The sequence below is a fragment of the Sorangium sp. So ce836 genome, from assembly GCF_028553905.1.
Taxonomy (GTDB): domain Bacteria; phylum Myxococcota_A; class Polyangia; order Polyangiales; family Polyangiaceae; genus Sorangium; species Sorangium cellulosum_D.
The window spans coordinates 1,985,612-2,001,739 of sequence record NZ_CP102233.1 but is presented as its reverse complement, the minus strand read 5'-3'; the positions used below and the strand labels follow the sequence as shown (position 1 = coordinate 2,001,739).

Genomic DNA, 16,128 nt, shown 5'->3' with positions numbered 1-16,128 from the left:
GCGGCTCCGCGTGCTGACTCAGGGCGTGCCTCTCGCGGCCCACGCCGCGCCCGCAAAGCGATCCTTGAACGCGCTCAGACGGTGCAGGCTCGCCATCGTCGCGTCGAGATCGACGCCGAAGTCGATGAGGCACGCGATCTCGTCGACCCCGATCGCGGCGAGCCGCTCGACCGCCCTGGCGCACGTCTCGGGTGTGCCGAAGAGCGCCGCCGTCCGGAAGTAGCGCTCGAATGCCAGGACGATCACCTCCTCCTGCTCCGCCGGGGGGAGCGCCTGGAGCTCCTTCCAGAAGGCGCCCCAGAGCTCGACGGCGCTCCGGAGGTAGCTCATGAACGGCCGCTGGACGGCCTGCCGCACCTCCTCCAGGCGATCGCCGATGAACGTGTGCATCATCAGCGTCACCTTCCCTGCGGCCGGGTCGTGATCGTGCTCGGCGCGGGCACGGCGGTAGGCCGCGATCTTTGTCGCGAGATCGTCCAACGACTGGAGGATCAGCGCTGTGAGCACGTTGGCGCCGAACGCGCCCGCCTGGACGAACCGCTCCTCGCCGCCCGAGCACGTAATCCAGACGGGCAGATCCGGCTGCTTCGGCTGCGGGTAGAGCCGGACGGAGGCCATCTCGCCCTTGCCGTTCGGGAAGCTGACGCCCTCACCGCACCAGAGCGCCTTGACCGTCAGGATGCGGGAGAACAGGAGCGCCACGCGATCCTCGTAGCTCTCCGGCGCGAGGACGAAGTCGTTCGGATTCCAGCCTGTCGCAAACGCGACGTCCACCCGGCCACCCGAGAGATTGTCCACGACCGACCACTGCTCGGCCACCCGGATCGGGTGGTCCATCGGCAAGACCACGCTGCCCGCCCGGAGCCGGATCCGACGCGTCACCATCGCGAGCGCGCCGCAGAGGAGGCTCGGGCACGGGTAGAGCCCGCCGAACGCGTGGAAGTGGCGCTCCGGCGCCCAGATCGCCTTGAAGCCACGCGCGTCCGCCAGCTTTGAGGTCTCGAAAAAGAGACGGTATTTGTCGTCCGCGAAGTCTGCTTCGTTCGATGAGAAAAATAGCAGGCTGAAATCCATGCGGGGCTCCTCGGTTCTCGTCTGGGCGCTCGCTCGTCTGGGCGCTCGATTTCTCAGCCGCAGGCGATCGAGGCAAGCTTACCTAGAGCCCGATCCGGTCCTATGCAATGGCGCCGCGCCGCGCTATTCCCACCGAAACAGCTTGACGGACGCGGCGAGCGAGACCGCGCCCCACGTGAGCAACGTCGCGATCTGCGGGAGGACCTCCGATGCGCCCGCCCCTTCCAGCATCACCGCGCGCAGCGCGTCGTTGAGGGGTGTGAGCGGCAGCGCCCGCACGAGCGGCTGGAGGGCGTCGGGGAACCGCGACGAGGAGAAGAACGTCCCCGAGGCGAGGAGCATCGGCACGCTCACCAGGTTGATGATGCCGCCGGCCGTCTGCATGTTCTGCGCTCGCGACGCGAGGAGCAGCCCGAGCCCCGCGAACATCAGCGCTCCCGACGCTGCCACCGCCGTGAGCAGCGCGAGCGAGCCCCGCATCGGCACGTCGAGCACCAGCGCTCCGAACGCGAGCAACGTCGAGATCTCCAGCCCGAGAAAGCACGCCCGGGACACGAGGAGCGAGAGGAGGAAGTCGCCGCGGCGCATCGGCGTCACCAGGAAGCGCCTCATCAGCCGCTTCGTGCGCAGCTCGACGACCGCGAAGCCCACGCCCCAGAGCCCGCTCGACATCACGGTGATACCGATGATCCCCGGCACCAAGAAGTCGACGTACCGCGATCCCGGCTCGGTCGTCGTGACTTCCACCGCCTCGACCGGATCGCTGCGCCCTGCCGCGCGCTGGAGCACGTCGTCCGCGAGCATCCGCGCGAGCCGGCTCTCCGGTCGCGTCGGATCGAACTCGTACACCGGCCGCGCGCCGGGTACGACCACGAGATCGACCTTCCCCGCGCGCAGCGCGGCGCGCGCAGCGCCCGCGTCGAGCGCCTCCGCGGTGACCTCGGAGCTCGCGTCGAGCACGGCGCGAAGCGGCTCGGCCCCGGGCCCTTCTGCCACGGCGACTGCGACCGGCTGGGGTGGGCCGCTCCGGAAGGCGATCCAGAGCACGGTGGCGACGAGGATCGGGAGGACGAACGTCCAGAAGACCTGGCTGGGCTCGCGGTAGAACGAGCGCAGGCGGGTGAGCACGAGCTCCCGGAGCGCGGGTCGCTTGACCCTACTCACGGAGCTGCCTGCCGGTGAGGTGGACGAAGACATCGTCCAGCGTTGCGCGCTGCATCGAGAGGCGGGTCAGGCGGGCACCCACGCGCGCGAGGAGGTCGAGCAGCGCCGGAAGCGCGACGTGGGGCGCCTCGACCGCGAGCGAGAACCCGTCGGCGTCCCTGCGCGACATACGCGCGCTCGGGAGCGCGCCGAGCGCCGCGACGTCGACCCCTCCGCTGGGCTCCACGGCGAAACCGATCATCACCTCGCCGCCCAGCGCGGCGATGAGCTCCCTGGGCGTCCCGAGCGCCATCAACACGCCTCCATCGATGACGCCCACACGGTCGCAGAGCCGCTCTGCCTCGTCCATGTAATGTGTCGTGAGCATCACGGTGCCGCCGTGCGCGCGGAACTCGAGCACGAGGTCCCAGAGGTTCCGGCGAGAATGCGGGTCGAGGCCGGTCGTCGGCTCGTCAAGAAAGAGCAGCTCCGGGTCGCCGACGAGCGCGCAGGCGACGGCTATCCGCTGCTTCTGCCCACCGGAGAGCCGCTCGTACTGCGCGTCCTGCTTCTCCTCGAGCTGGACCGCGCGGATCAGCTCGTTCACCTCGCGTCCCCTGGCGTAGAAGGAGCGGAAGAGCGACAGGATCTCGCGGGCGGTGAGCCGCTCGGGCAAGTAGGTCTGCTGCAGCGTGATCCCGATCCGCTCACGCAACGCGCGCTCATGTGTTGTCCAGCGTCGATGGAGCACCTCGGCGTCGCCGGCCGTGGGCTCGCGCAGGCCTTCCAGGATCTCGATCATCGTGGTTTTCCCCGCGCCGTTCGGTCCGAGGAGCCCGAAGCACTCGCCTGTGTGCACGTCGAGATCGAGGCCGCGCAGGGCGTGCACGTCGCCGTAGCGCTTCGTGAGCCCGCGACAGCGGATGGCGAAGGACATGGGCCAGCGCGCGGCAGAGACCATGCCATGGAGACCATGCCAGGAAGAGCGAGCGGCCCCGATCATCGACGAACGAGAGCGTGACCGCCGCGGGCACGAACAGATTGGAAAGGTCGGAGCTCATTCGGCTTTCTTCCGAGCCGCCTGCGCGGAGCGCTCCGACGTGAGGGGACGGGCTGATTCAGCGGCGGGGCGCGGCGAGAGCCGCCTTTCGCCTCCAGGCAGCCGAACTCGAATCGAGGACGCCGGAAACCCGAGCCTGCCCGGCGTGACGTTCATCCTCAGCGCCGAGGGCTGGCCGGGCCCGAGGTGCTCCCCGCCCGAGCACGAGCGCTCCCCGATGCGAGCGGCCGCCATGGCCGGAGGCTACATCGACAGCTCTCGCAGCCCGGCCGGATGGCATTCCTGGTCGTCCTACATGCGACAGAGTAAATTCGAACCGCAGGCATACGTAATCGCGCTCGGCGAAGAAATGAGGCTGTCCACAAAAAAAAATATAATGCGACGGCGACCGGGTGCGACTTCGTGCCGCAAAGCGGATAGCGCTGCGGATCCGGGGCGCCCTTGCCGCCGCCCTGCGCCTGGTTCCCGCCGCTCCCGCCTCCCGCGCCCTGCCGGCCCGCTCCGGCGCCGCCGCCACCGGTTCGCCACCGCAACTTCGTCCTTGGGCGACGCGGTACTAGGCGACGCTGGGCAGGTTCGCCTACATTGCTATTTCATACGCCATGACCTTCCCGCGCCGCAGACGGCCTTTCGTGGTCGCTCCCCCTGCTCTCCTGGCCGCGCTGCTCCCGCTCGCCGGCTGCACCTCGTCCGACCGGCAGCCGGACGAGGCGCTGCGCAGCGCGTTCCCGGACCAGGCCGAGGCCGTCCTGAGCGTCGGCCCGGGGTTCGTCCGCAGCGGCGCCGGCATCGAGCGCGCCGCCGGGCCGCGCCGCGGCGGGGTCGCGGTGCGCCTGCCGAGCGACGGGAGCGACGCCATCCTCTTCGAGCTCGACGGGGGCACGACGCTCCGGATTCGCGAGGTGGGCGCCGGAGGCGAGGCGATGCTCGCAGACCGCGCCGTGGTCTACAGGCGCGCCGGCGGGTCGTCGTTCTGGAGCGCGATCCCGGACGGCGTCGAGGAGTGGCTGCTGCTCGACGCCGAGGCGGTGCGGCGCGACGCGCCCGTGGCCGCATGGGAGCTCCAGGGCGGCGCGCTCGCGGCGCGGGACGGGGCCGTCGAGATCGCCGACGCGACAGGGGCGGTGCGGCTCCGCGTGACGGCGCCGGCGGCGTACGCGGCCGGCGGGCGCGAGGTCGAGGCGCGGCTCGCGGCGCGCGGGGCGCGGATCGAGCTGTTCGTCGACGCGGAGGGCGAGCAGGTGCTCGTCGATCCGGAGTGGGTGGCCGCGGGGAGCATGGGGTTCCGCCGCCGCCGTCACGCGATGGCGAAGATCGGGGCCGGCCTGCTCGTCGCCGGAGGAATCGATATGGGGGGCGACAAGCTCCGCTCCGTCGAGATCTACGATCCGGCCGACGACGCATGGGCGGCTCCGCCGCCGCCAGGCAGCCAGATGAGGAAGCCGCGCGCCGACTACGCGATCACCGCGCTCGACGATGGGCGCGTCCTCGCCGTCGGCGGCGACGTCGGTACGATGAGCTCCACCTACGAGCTTTACGATCCAGAAAGCAACACGTGGGGGCCGGAATCCCCGCCCACCTTGGGCGTGGTCGCGCCGCTCTACCAGCACACGCTGACCGTGCTCCCGGCAGAGCATGCGAGCACCGTCGGAGACGTCCTGATCGTCGGCGGCACGCCCGATCTGAACAACTACACACCCGTCCGCGACGTCTTCCGCTTCTTCAACGGTACCGATACGATCGTGAGAGGCCCCGACCTCGAGACCGCCCGGACCATGCACGCGGCCACGCTGCTCGCGACAGGCCAGGTCCTGGTCACCGGCGGCTACAGAAGCACGTCCGGGCTCCCGACCACCGAGCTGTACGATCCGGCGGCAAACACCTGGACCCCGGGACCCATGATGCTGGGCGAGCGCTACCAGCACACGGCAACGCGGCTCCAGGACGGGCGCGTCCTCGTGGCTGGGCACAGCGTCGGAGCAGAGATCTACACGCCGTCCGCGTCGGGCCCGGGCGAGTTCGGCGCGGCCGGGGACTTCGACGGCTCCAATCGATTCCGTCACTCGGCGACGTTGCTCCCGAACGGCTGCGTGCTCGTCGCAGGTGGGCAGAAACCCGGGATGATCACCCTCGCCGACACGTGGCTCTACGACCCGGGCACGAACGAATGGAGCCGCGGGCGGCCGCTCATCGAGGCTCGCTCGTTCCACACGGCGACGCTCCTCGATGACGGCTCCGTGCTGATCGTCGGCGGGGAATCCTGGAATGACGGCGGGGCGCGCGTACCCCTCGCGACGTCGGAGCGGTATGTCCTGAGCCAGGCCGGCGAGGCGTGTGAGGCCGGCTGCGAGTGCCAGACCGGGTTCTGTGTGGACGGCTTCTGCTGTGACACCGCCTGTGATCGCGGCGCCTGCGACGCCTGCTCCGTGATCGCCGGCGCGTCCGCCGACGGCATCTGCACGCTCCTCACGGGACCTGCCTGCGACGACGGGAACCCATGCACGAGCGGCGACGTGTGCCACGAGGGCACCTGCGCCGGCGACAACGACGACATGGCGACCTGCGGTGACGAAAAGGAGTGCACGCTTCACGCCTGCATCGAGGGGAGCTGTATCGAGATGAACGACGACGGCGCGACCTGCGACGACGGCAATCTCTGCACCCGAGGCGACGTCTGCCGGGAGGGGGTCTGCGGCGGCGAGGAGATCACCTGCGATGCCGTGGATGAGTGCCACACCGACGGCGCGTGCGATCGGAACACCGGAGAGTGCGTCTTCCCGAAGAAGATCGATCAGACGCCGTGCGCGGAGGACGGGGTGTGCATCGACGGGCGCTGCGACCACGCCGGCGTTCCGGAGGCATCGTCGTCATCGCAGGGCGGCGCGGGCGGCGCGGGCTCGCCTCCCGCTGACGAGGACCACGAAGGCTGCGGCTGCAGGGTCGCGGGCGCGGCCGCGCCGGATGGGAGCGCGGCCGCTGCGCTGCTCACCGCGGCGGCGGCGGCTTCGCGCGCCGCACGACGGCGCCGCCGGCCTCGCCCGCCGAGCCCTCGTTGACCCAGTAGATCGCGCCGGCAGGGGCCGCGATCGCCCCCGGGCTGCGCTGCCCCTCGGCGAGCGTGAGCACCTGGCCTGCACCGCAGCCGACGCCGGGCGCAGCGCCGCGGGGCAGCGCCTTCACGGTGCCGTCGCCGCGGTTCGTCCAGTAGATGAGCTGCTCGTCGAGCGCCACGCCGTACGGGCCCTTGCAGCCCTCGACGAGCACATCGCGCCTGCTCCCGTCCACTGCCCCCCGCACCACCTCCCCGCTGCGGTAGTTCACCCAGAACACCTCGACCGGGTCCCTGGCGTCGAGCGCGATCCCGTACGGTGTGCTCTCCCGATCGCCCACGATCACCGGCGCGGCGGCGTCGGCCTCCCGGCACCGGACCTCGCCCGTCTCGCCCGCGCCGTGGTCGGTCCAGCAAACGACGCTGTCCGCCGCCGCGATGCGGTAAGGGTAGCTGCCGGCGTCGAAGACCGGCTCCGGCACCCGCCGGCTCAGATCCATCTGACCCACGCTGCCGGGCTCTCCTGGGCTCCCGGAGAGCTGCGTCCAGAACAGGCGATCACCGTTCGTCGCGAGCCCCTCCAGAGCGCCCGATCGTCCCGAGCTCGGCTCGTCCAGCAAGCGCTCTGGCTTGTTGCTGCCGACGATCAGCCGCATCAAAGCGCTCTCGCGATTGCCGATGCCGTGGTTCGTCCAGAAGACACGGCCGCCCTCGCCGAGCGCGATCTGGCGCGGCGCCGCCTGCCCGGAGGCGAGCGTCTCCGGCCGGCCGCCGGTGCGCGCGACCCGCTTCACGGCGCCGTCGGCCGGAGCGCTCAGCGAGCCCTGCTCGGTCCAGAACACGGCCTCGTCGCTCACCGCGAGCGACATCGGGCTCCGCTGCCGCGCGGCCAGGACGACAGGCTGCCGCTCGTCGACGGCGCAGAGCGGATCGCCGATCCGCTTGCGAGGGCAGCTCGCCGTGACCGGAGACGTGACCACGACGGGCGCAGGCTGCCGCTCGGGTGAGCAGATCGCCTCCGGGAGCGCGATCCGCCCCTCGGGCGTGCGCCGCCAGCCGACCTCGCTCTCCGCCTCGAGCGGCACGAAGCACCCGGAAGGGCCGCAGACGCCGTCCCCCTCGGTCGCGATCGCGACGTTGACGTCGTCGCTCGCCGCGATCGTGCACCCCTCCGGCTCGACCTCGGCCAGATCCGCGCCGCCGAAGCAGCGCGCCACGTCGAAGCAGGCCCGGTGCAGGACGTCGCGCTCCACGTAATCGGGCAGGAGCTCCGCGCTCACGTGGGCGTCCACGCACGTGCCGGCAACGCACGTCCGGTCCGCGCCGCACGCCCCCTCGGCGTCGGCCTCGCCCCCGCTGCACAGGAAATGGAGCGGCATCCAGAGCGTCGCCACGCGGTCCTCGGGGACGGTCGTGACCACCGTGTGCTCCACGCGGACGCGCCCGCGCAGGAGCCCCCGCACGGTGACGCGGATCTCCAGGCTCGGATCGTCGGAGACCGTCAGCCCCTGTGTTCCGGGAAGACTCACGTCCTCCGGGTCCGGGCCGAGCGAGAAGCCCTCGTTGATGATGCGATTGTCGCCGGACAAGACCTCGAGATCGAAGCGATCGAGATCCTTGGGCATCGCCATGTCGGTCTGGACGGCGATCACGACCTCCCCGGTGACGGGCGCCGAGCACGCCGCCTGGGCGACGGCGAACGCCGCCGTGGGCCACGAGGGCCGCCTCACCAGCGGCCTCCGAACGCGGCGGAGCGCGTGGGGCCGAGGGTCCCCTCGATCGTCGGCGCCGGCGAGGGCTGGAGCAGGAGGATGCCGCCGGTGACGGCCGCCACGACGACGAGGGCGCCGCCCGCGACCCACACCCACGCCGGGGGGGCGCTGGACCTCTCGATCGGCGTCAGGGCGACGCGGAAGCGGCTCAGCTCGTCGTCCTGGATCACGATCTCCGACTCATAGGGTGTCATGCCGGGCGCCGTGACCCGCAGCGCATGACGGCCGCTCGGCACGGCGCCGTCCCACTGCCCCTGACCCAAGACCTTGCCGTCCAGCGCGATGCGGGCGCCCGGCGACGCGAGCACGGAGAGCCTGCCGGCGTGGACCTGCGGCTCCAGCTGGACGTTCACGACCACCGTCGCGCCGGGCACCACGTCCTCCACCCGGACATGCTCCTTGAAGCCCGGCTTCTCGACGCGGATGCGCCTTGTCCCGGAGTCGACGATCACCTTGTCCGGGAGCGGCGTCTTTCCGGCCGGCGCGTCGTCGATCGTCACCTCCGCGCCCGCCTCGCTCACCGCCATGTCCAGGCGACCGACGAGGGCTTCGGCGCTCCGCTCGAGGGCGTTCATCGTCGCCCAGTCCTGCGGGGTCAGGACGCCGCGGTCCGCCTGCCTCAGCTGCTCCACGAGCGTGAGCACATGCCTGTACCGGTGCATGTTGGACTTGCAGACGACCATGTTCCAGAGGAGGCGCACGTCCTTCGAGAGCGCGTAGGCCTGCTCGAACTTGATGAACGCATTGGCGTAGTCGCCATGGTCGAAGAGGCTCTTCCCGAGCTCGTAATCGGCCTTGGCCGTGCCGGTCAGCACCTCTGCGAGCGGCGCCGGGGCCGCCGCGGCCGGCGCCGGGGCCGCCGCGGCCGGCGCCGGGGCCGCCGCGGCCGGCGCCGGAGGGGTCTGCTGCGCGGCCGCCTCGCCGGCCATGGTCAGCGCCAGGAGGGCGATCGCGACCGCGGGCCGCCTCGCCAGCATACGTGAACGCATCGGTGCCTCGTCGAATGAGGGGTGCCGCCGGTCAAAGACCGGTCATGCGTATCTCATTTGAGGGGGGGCGCGAAGGGATTCGTGGGCTGGACGGGCGTCGACTGCGCTGTCGGCGCCGCGACCGCCGCCGGCTCACGCCGGCGCTTCTGCGGCAGCGCGGGGCGCCGCACCGTCTCGGCCGGCGAGACCGGAGAGACCGACGGCTGCGGCGGCGCGGCCTTCGCCGGCTCGTCCGCCGCAGACGGGGGCTCCGGCGGGATGGGCCGGCCCGCCGGGACGTCTGCCGCGCCTTGCCGAGCGCGCTCCGGCGCCTCGTCGTCCTGCGCGACCGCCGCGATCGGCTGCGGCGCCTCCTCCGTCTCCGGCGGTCCGCGGCGCAGCGCGACCGCGCCCGACACCCCGAGCGCGAGCGCGGCCATCGCGACCGCGCCGAGCACCACCGAGAGGATCTTGCGGCGCGCCGGCCGCGCGACGGTCCGCGCCGTGGGCAGGATGCTCTCCAGCGCCCCCGGAGAGGCGGCCGCCGTGGTGTCCAGCTCGAGCCTCACCGCGGGCGCGGGCGCAGCGGGCTGGGGCGCCTCCGGGGCAGCGCTCAGGATCCGCGCAGCCCGCTCCGCGCGCTCCTGCCCGCCCGCCGGCGCGAAGGGCACGAGCGCGAGCGCCAGCTCGGCCACGGTCTGCGGGCGCTGGGCCGGATCCTTCTGGAGGCAGTGGAGGATCACGCGCTCGAGCCCCGCGGGGATGTCGCTCCGGAGCTCGCTGGGCCGCGCCGGGTCCGCGCTCGCGACCTGCAGGACGAGCTCGGTGAGCGCCATCGCCTCGAACGGCGGCCGCCCGACCAGCAGGCGGTAGAGGATCGCGCCGAGCGCCCAGATGTCGGAGCGGGCGTCGACCGAGCGCGACGATCGCATCTGCTCCGGCGACATGTAGATGGGCGAGCCGAGCATCTCCCGCGTCTGCGTCAGCGACGCGCCGCCGCCCTCGGCGCCGCTCGGCAGCTCCTTCGAGATCCCGAAGTCGAGCACCTTGAGGAGCTTCGTCCCGCCGGGCGTGGTCGCGAGGAAGAGGTTCGCCGGCTTGAGATCGCGGTGCACGATGCCCGCGGCGTGCGCCTCGGCCATCGCCACGCACGCCTGCAGGACGTAATCGACCGCGTCGAGGGTGCAGAGCGGGCCGTGGGCGCGGAGCACCTCGGAGAGATCTTCGCCCTCCAGATACTCCATCACGATGTACGGGACACCCGAGTCGAGCTCGCCGACGTCGAGCACCCGCACGACGTGCTCGCCCTTGAGCCGGACCGCCGCGCGCGCCTCGCGGAGGAACCGCTGCGAGAGCGCCGGGCTCTCGCCCTCGTCGCTGAGCAGGAGCTTGATCGCGACCCGCTGCGGCAAGAGCAGGTGGCTCGCCGCGACCACGAGCCCCATGCCGCCGCGGCCCAGGACGCGATCGACCCGGTACTTGCCGGCGATCACCTCTCCTTGGACGACAGGTGGGTTCATGAGAGCTCCGCGCGTTGCGCCCTCGCAAAGGGCGGCCGCGACCACGAATCTGCCGTGCGCGATGGTAGCACACAAGCCCGTCGCACAACCAACTATGGACACAGCGCTCGCCGGAGGGCGCTACGATTCGGCCATGACGCTCTCACCTCGACGCATTTCGCACATTTCCAGGGCGGCAGGTCCGCTCGCGCTGCTCGTTCACGCCGGGTGCGCCGGTGCGGTGATCATGGACGGCGGCGGAGACGGCGCCGGCGGCGCCGGCGGCGCGGGCCCAACGACGACCGCCGCCGTCGGCCCTTCGCCGACCCCTCATCCTCCGCCGACGCCCGATCCTCCGCCGACGACCTCCGGCAGCCCGGCGCCGGAGGTGAGCGCGGTCGTCTACGGCGACGCGACCGTGACCATCCGCGTCGCCAGCCTGGCCCTGTCTTGCCGCGATCCCGAAGCGCGCCCCACGTTCTCGCCCTGCAGCGACTGGTGGAACCTGGAGCTCCGCATGCCCGCGTCGATGCTCACCGTCGGCGAGGTGGACACGGCGAGCGGCGATTTCACGATCTATGGGACGTCATCGCGCGCGGATTGCAGCAGCACCGGGGCCGCCAGCGGCGGCGGCGACGTGGGCTTCGGCAGGCTCACCATCACGGCGATCGAGCCGACGTCGGTCGCCTTCGAGCTCGATGGCATGGGCTCCCTGTTCCTCGACGAGGACCCGAACGGCCGCTACGTCGCGGCCCGCTGCGCCGCGCGCTAGCGGGGCGAGCCGATCCCATCCCGCGCGCGGCGCCCGACCACGCGATCCGGCCCACCAGAGCCCCCGTCGCCCACCTGGGCGGGCCGCCGCGGTCTCGGGACGATCTCGGTCACACTCCGAGATCGATCCGCGACCTTGCACGTCGACGGGTCCACCCGACGGCGACGAAGCGACGCCCAGAGTCCCACGGGCGCCAGGACTTCGTCCGTCCGGAGCCCTGGGAGAAAGCTCATGTCGATCCGCACCTGGTTTCGCGCGCCCCGCGTCCGCCACGGCCTCGCCGCCAGCGCCGTCGTCCTCGCTGCCGGAGGCCTCGTCCTCGCCCGCGCCGCCGCCGGCGATCAGCGCCCCGCGAGCGCGTCCACCGCAGCCGCCTCGAGCGGCTCGAACAGCGCCGCCTTCTCCGGCCCCGGCGCTCACGGCACCTTCGCCCTCAGCCACACCAAGGTGCTGAGCGGCGGCGAACAGCGCGTCTTCGCCGAGCTGATCCTCACGGCCGACGCCGTCGAGCAGGCCAGGGAGCGCGCGCCGCTCTCGATCGTCATCGTCCTCGACACCTCGGGCTCCATGGCCGGCGAGAAGCACGAGCAGGCGAAGCGATCGGCCGTCCAGCTCCTCCGCGACCTGCGCGACGACGACGAGATCGCCTTCGTCCGCTATTCGAGCGACAGCGAGCTCCTCCAGCCGCTCGCCAGCGCCGGCCGCGTCCGGGCCGACCTGATCGCCCGGATCCAGGCCCTGGAGTCCAGCGGCGGGACCAACATCGCGCCCGCGCTCGCCCAGGGCGTGCTCGCCCTCGCCGACGCCGGCAAAGGCCGCGTGCGCCGGGTGATCCTGGCGAGCGATGGCCTCGACGGCACGCGCGCCCGGAGCGAGGAGGTCGCCCGGGACAGCGCCGGGCGCGGGATCACCACCTCGTCCCTGGGGATCGGCCTCGATTTCGACGAGGCGTACATGGGCGTGGTCGCCCAGGCGGGCCGCGGCAACTTCGCCTTCGTCAAGGACGCCTCGGCCCTCGCCGCCTTCCTGCAGCGCGAGCTCCGGGAGACCGCCGCCACGACGATCGAGGGCGCGTCGGCCCGGCTGAAGCTCCCGGCCGGCGTCCGCCTCGTCCGCGCGTCCGGGGCCGACGCGAGGCCCCTCGCCGCCGGCGGCGAGGTCGAGCTCGCGCTCGGCGCGCTCTTCTCCGGCGACGAGCGCCGCGTGATCCTCGAGCTCGCGGCCTCGCTGGACAGCGAGGCGTCGCGGACCATCGAGGGGCAGATCCGCTGGAGCCGGGTCGGCGGCGACGCCGCGCAGGCCCCGATCGCCGGGCTCACCCTGACCGGCTCGAGCTCCGCCGAGGCCGTCGAGGCGGGCAAGGACCTCGCCGTCCTCGCCGACGCCCTGAGCGTCGTCGCCTCGCACCGTCAGCTCGAGGCCGCGGACGCCTACCAGCAGGGCGACGTCGGGCGGGCCCAGCGCCTCATCGATCAGAGCATGAGCGAGCTCGGCGCGGTCGCCGCCGTCGCGCCGAGGGCCGCGGCGGCCCCGCTCCGGAAGCAGCTGATGGACTACAAGGCGACGCAGAAGGAGTTCCTCTCTGCGCCGCCGTCGAGCACCGCCGGCAAGGCGGCGGCCAAGCGCGCCGTCGAGAAGGACATCTCCAACCTGTCGAGGCGCTGACGATGCTGCGCGCGATCGCCTTCGTCGCCGCCGCTGCGCTCTCGCTCGGGCTCTCGCCGCTCGCGCTCCGGCTCGGCCCGGTCGCGGGCGCGCTGCTGCTCGTGGCCGCCGCCGTCCTCCTCGCCGTCGCGGCGAGCGGGGCGCTCGTCTCGCTCGCCGTCGCCGCGGGCGCGCTCGGGGCGCTCGCGTTCGGCCTCGCCGGCGCGGCGTCCCCGGCCGCGGCCGGCGCCGCGCTCGCCGGCCTCTGCTTCGCGGAGCGCTCGGTCCGGGTCCGGGGCCGGGGCGCCCGCCTGCTGCACGTCGGCGCGGCCCTCGCCGGCGGCGCCCTCGCCGGCTCGCTCCTCGCTGCCTTCGGCGCCGCGTCGCTCGCGCTCCGGGGGGTCGCGCTCGCGGTGTCCGCGGTGCTCGTCGCGCTCCCCTTCCTCGTCGACGCCGACGACGCCGTGGCCCACGCCCTCGACGGCGCCGCCGGCGAGATCACGGGCCCCGCGCGCGCGTCGCTCCGCGAGGGCGCGGAGCTCCGCCGGACGGTCGCGGGCGAGGCGCTGCGGGGCCGCCGGGCGGCGCGCCAGGCCCGGGCGACCTGGGCGTCGCTGCTGCGCCTCGCCGAGGCGCGGGCGAGGCTCGAGCGCACGCTCGCGGTGGGCCGCGCCGCGCAGGGGCGCGAGGCGCGAGAGGGGGAGCCTCCGCCGGCCGGCGCTGGGGGCGCCGAGGCCGCGCAGGCCGGCGCGCCGGCGGTGGAGGCGGTGATCGGCAAGGTGGACGCGCGGATCGCCGACCACGTCGCCGCGCTGACGCGGGCTTACACCGCGGTGAGCGCAGCCCGGGCCGCGGAGGCGAGCCTGGACGACGCGGCGCTCGTCGGGGTGCAGACGATGGGCGACTCGCTCGAGCAGGTCAGCAAGACCATGGTCGAGGAGGTCTGACGCGCGCCCGAGGTGGCTAGATCCATCCTCCAGGAGTCCGGCCATGGATCCGGGGAGAGAGAGTTCGACGCAGAAGCGCAAAAGAACGAGAGTCCGCGTCGCGCACGGCGCTGGACGCCGGGTACGTGCTGTCCTCGAGCGACGGCGAGCTCATCGTGATAAGGAGCTCTACCGGAGGACTTATGCAAGTGATCGTCGCGGGCGCTGGGATCGGCGGCCTGGCCGCGGCTCTGGCGCTGCACGCCTCGGGTCATGAGGTGACGGTGTTCGAGGCGGCGGCCAGCATCCTGCCGCTCGGGGTCGGCATCAACATCCTGCCCCACGCCGTCGAGGTGCTGGGCGAGCTGGGCCTGGCCGAGGCCCTGTTGGCGCACGGGGTGGCGACCCGCGAGCTTGTCTATTTCAACCGCTTCGGCCAGCGCATCTGGGGCGAGCCGCGCGGCCGCTTCGCCGGGCATGCCGCGCCGCAGCTCTCCCTGCACCGCGGCGCCCTGCAGGGCGTGCTGTTCGACGCCGCCGTCGAGCGGCTGGGCCCCGACCGGGTGATCTGCGACCGGCGCCTCGTAGACCACGAAGAGGGCGGAGGCCGCATCGTGGCGCGCTTCGTCGACCGCGCGGGCGCGGCGTGGAAGGTTCCCGGCGACCTCCTGATCTGCGCCGACGGCATCCACTCGGCGGCGCGCGCCCGCCTCTATCCGGACGAGGGGCCGCCGATCTACGGCGGTCACATCCTGTGGCGGGGGACCAGCCTGGCGGCGCCTTTCCTCACCGGCGCCAGCATGATCATTGCCGGGCATCAGGACCAGAAGTTCGTCGTCTATCCGATTTCCCCACCGGGGCCGGACGGCCGCCAGAGGATCAACTGGGCCGCCGATCTCGCGGTCGCCAAGAGCCTGCGACGGGAGGACTGGAACCGACCGGGCGACCCCGCCGAGTTCCTGCCCAGGTTCGAGGCCTGGCGCTTCGGCTGGTTGGATGTGCCAGGCCTGGTCCGGGACGCCGAGGCGATCTACGAGTTCCCGCTGGTCGACCGCGACCCGCTGCCGCGCTGGAGCCATGGGCGCGTCACGCTGCTGGGCGACGCCGCCCATCCCATGTATCCGAACGGCTCCAACGGGGCGACCCAGGCCATCCTGGACGCCCGCGCCCTGGTCCGCGCGCTCGCCGCCCACGCCGATCCGGTGGAAGCGCTGGTCGCCTACGAGGCCGAGCGCCTGCCCGCTACCGCCGCCATCGTCGCGGCCAATCGCCGCAACGGTCCGGAGCAGTGCCTGCAGATCGCCTATGAACGCGCGCCCGACGGCTTCGACCGGATCGAGGACGTCTTCGCCCCCGGCGAGCTGGAGGACATCGCCGCCCGCTACAGGGTGCTGACCGGCCTGAAGAGCGTTTCGGAGCCCCTCCTGCGCTGACAAGACCCCCGGCGCGCTTGGTCCTCCCCGTGGAGTGGGGCGTGGTCGCCGCCCCCTCCGCCATGGACGAGGCGTGAGCCATGCGCGCTCTCGGTTACAGACTTCGATCGCGACCTCATCCTCGACCTCCTCGATCAGCTGGAACGAGTGCGCGGCAACCAGGCGCAAACACGCAACGATCGCCTCACGGCAATCCGGTCCTTCTTCTGGCACCTCGGTGCGAGTGACCCCGCGTCTATCGGTGTCGCGCAACGCGTCCTGACGATCCTGGCGAAGCGCACCACGTCGGCGACGCCGCGGCATCTCGCCGACGACGAGCCTGCGGCGCTGCTGAACGCATCCGATCCGAAGAAGGTGCAGGGCCGCCGCGATCACGCCCTGTTGCTGTTCCTCGCCCGCACAGGGGCGAGGGTTTCGGAGGCCATCGGGATCGACGCAGCCGATCTACGACTGGACGAGAATAGCCCGCGCAAAGCCATTCCGACCTGTCAATATTTCCCGTCAACGACCGGCAGTTGATATAACTTACAAAAGGCACGGATCCGCTGATCCGCCTATAAAACCAATCGATCCCACGAGTTCACTCGACTGTGTAATATTGTCTACACCACGCTGGCTGGCCGGCGCTCTATCCAGGGATCGCGCGTCGGGTCGGGAAGACGCGCTCCTTCCCCCGTGCGTAGCACGGCCTTCCCCCGTGTGTAGCACGGCGGGCTGGCCGTCGAGTTCCGGGAGAGGCAGAACACCCCTCCCATGAGACCCCTGGCCGCCAAGGGGTGCGCCGAGCG

General features: G+C 72.4%; 12 protein-coding genes. 6 read left to right on the top strand and 6 right to left on the bottom strand.

All coding sequences use genetic code 11. The features are described from left to right. Positions 1-18: 18 nt before the first annotated feature. The 3 genes from NQZ70_RS07440 to NQZ70_RS07430 all read right to left on the bottom strand — a co-directional run bounded on the left by NQZ70_RS07440 (position 19) and on the right by NQZ70_RS07430 (position 3,154). Positions 19-1,074: a MupA/Atu3671 family FMN-dependent luciferase-like monooxygenase gene (locus tag NQZ70_RS07440; protein ID WP_129573597.1), complete on the bottom strand. Its 1,056-nt coding sequence runs from the start codon at positions 1,072-1,074 to the stop codon at positions 19-21. Positions 1,075-1,197: 123 nt separating this feature from the next. After that, positions 1,198-2,238 (bottom strand): ABC transporter permease, encoded by a 1,041-nt coding sequence (locus tag NQZ70_RS07435; RefSeq protein WP_129573596.1) that lies wholly within the window; start codon positions 2,236-2,238, stop codon positions 1,198-1,200. Next, positions 2,231-3,154: an ABC transporter ATP-binding protein gene (locus NQZ70_RS07430; RefSeq protein ID WP_237245118.1), complete on the bottom strand. Its 924-nt coding sequence runs from the start codon at positions 3,152-3,154 to the stop codon at positions 2,231-2,233. The genes NQZ70_RS07435 and NQZ70_RS07430 overlap by 8 nt, the downstream gene beginning before the upstream one ends. A gap of 755 nt (positions 3,155-3,909) precedes the next feature. Here NQZ70_RS07430 and NQZ70_RS07425 point away from each other — a divergent pair. After that, the gene (locus NQZ70_RS07425; RefSeq protein ID WP_207217768.1) at positions 3,910-6,333 is read left to right on the top strand and encodes a kelch repeat-containing protein; all 2,424 of its coding nucleotides are present in this window, start codon (positions 3,910-3,912) and stop codon (positions 6,331-6,333) included. Here NQZ70_RS07425 and NQZ70_RS07420 read toward each other — a convergent pair. Genes NQZ70_RS07420 through NQZ70_RS07410 form a run of 3 tightly spaced genes read right to left on the bottom strand, consistent with a single transcriptional unit; the run spans position 6,263 to position 10,586 of the window. Beyond that, positions 6,263-8,056, bottom strand: coding sequence for a hypothetical protein (locus NQZ70_RS07420; protein WP_129573593.1), 1,794 nt, complete (start codon positions 8,054-8,056; stop codon positions 6,263-6,265). The genes NQZ70_RS07425 and NQZ70_RS07420 overlap by 71 nt on opposite strands. Continuing rightward, the gene (locus NQZ70_RS07415) at positions 8,053-9,087 is read right to left on the bottom strand and encodes a PEGA domain-containing protein (RefSeq protein ID WP_129573592.1); all 1,035 of its coding nucleotides are present in this window, start codon (positions 9,085-9,087) and stop codon (positions 8,053-8,055) included. Before NQZ70_RS07415 ends, NQZ70_RS07420 begins: the two co-directional genes overlap by 4 nt. Before the next feature lie 53 nt (positions 9,088-9,140). Further along, a complete protein-coding gene (locus NQZ70_RS07410; protein WP_129573591.1) occupies positions 9,141-10,586 on the bottom strand; it encodes a serine/threonine-protein kinase in 1,446 nt (481 codons plus the stop codon). A gap of 133 nt (positions 10,587-10,719) precedes the next feature. Between NQZ70_RS07410 and NQZ70_RS07405 the strand changes: the two genes are divergently transcribed. From NQZ70_RS07405 to NQZ70_RS07385, 5 genes are all read left to right on the top strand, one after another. Next, entirely contained in the window at positions 10,720-11,337 is a 618-nt protein-coding gene (locus tag NQZ70_RS07405; protein ID WP_165373832.1) for a hypothetical protein, read from the top strand. A 231-nt stretch (positions 11,338-11,568) separates the two neighbouring features. After that, complete coding sequence (locus NQZ70_RS07400; protein WP_129573590.1) at positions 11,569-13,002, top strand: VWA domain-containing protein; 1,434 nt, start codon at positions 11,569-11,571, stop codon at positions 13,000-13,002. A gap of 2 nt (positions 13,003-13,004) precedes the next feature. Continuing rightward, positions 13,005-13,928: a hypothetical protein gene (locus NQZ70_RS07395; protein ID WP_129573589.1), complete on the top strand. Its 924-nt coding sequence runs from the start codon at positions 13,005-13,007 to the stop codon at positions 13,926-13,928. 182 nt (positions 13,929-14,110) lie between these two features. Further along, on the top strand, positions 14,111-15,340 hold the full coding sequence (locus NQZ70_RS07390) for a flavin-dependent oxidoreductase (RefSeq protein WP_129573588.1): 1,230 nt from the start codon (positions 14,111-14,113) through the stop codon (positions 15,338-15,340). 147 nt (positions 15,341-15,487) lie between these two features. Further along, positions 15,488-15,859, top strand: coding sequence for a tyrosine-type recombinase/integrase (locus NQZ70_RS07385; protein ID WP_129573587.1), 372 nt, complete (start codon positions 15,488-15,490; stop codon positions 15,857-15,859). Positions 15,860-16,128: the final 269 nt, after the last annotated feature.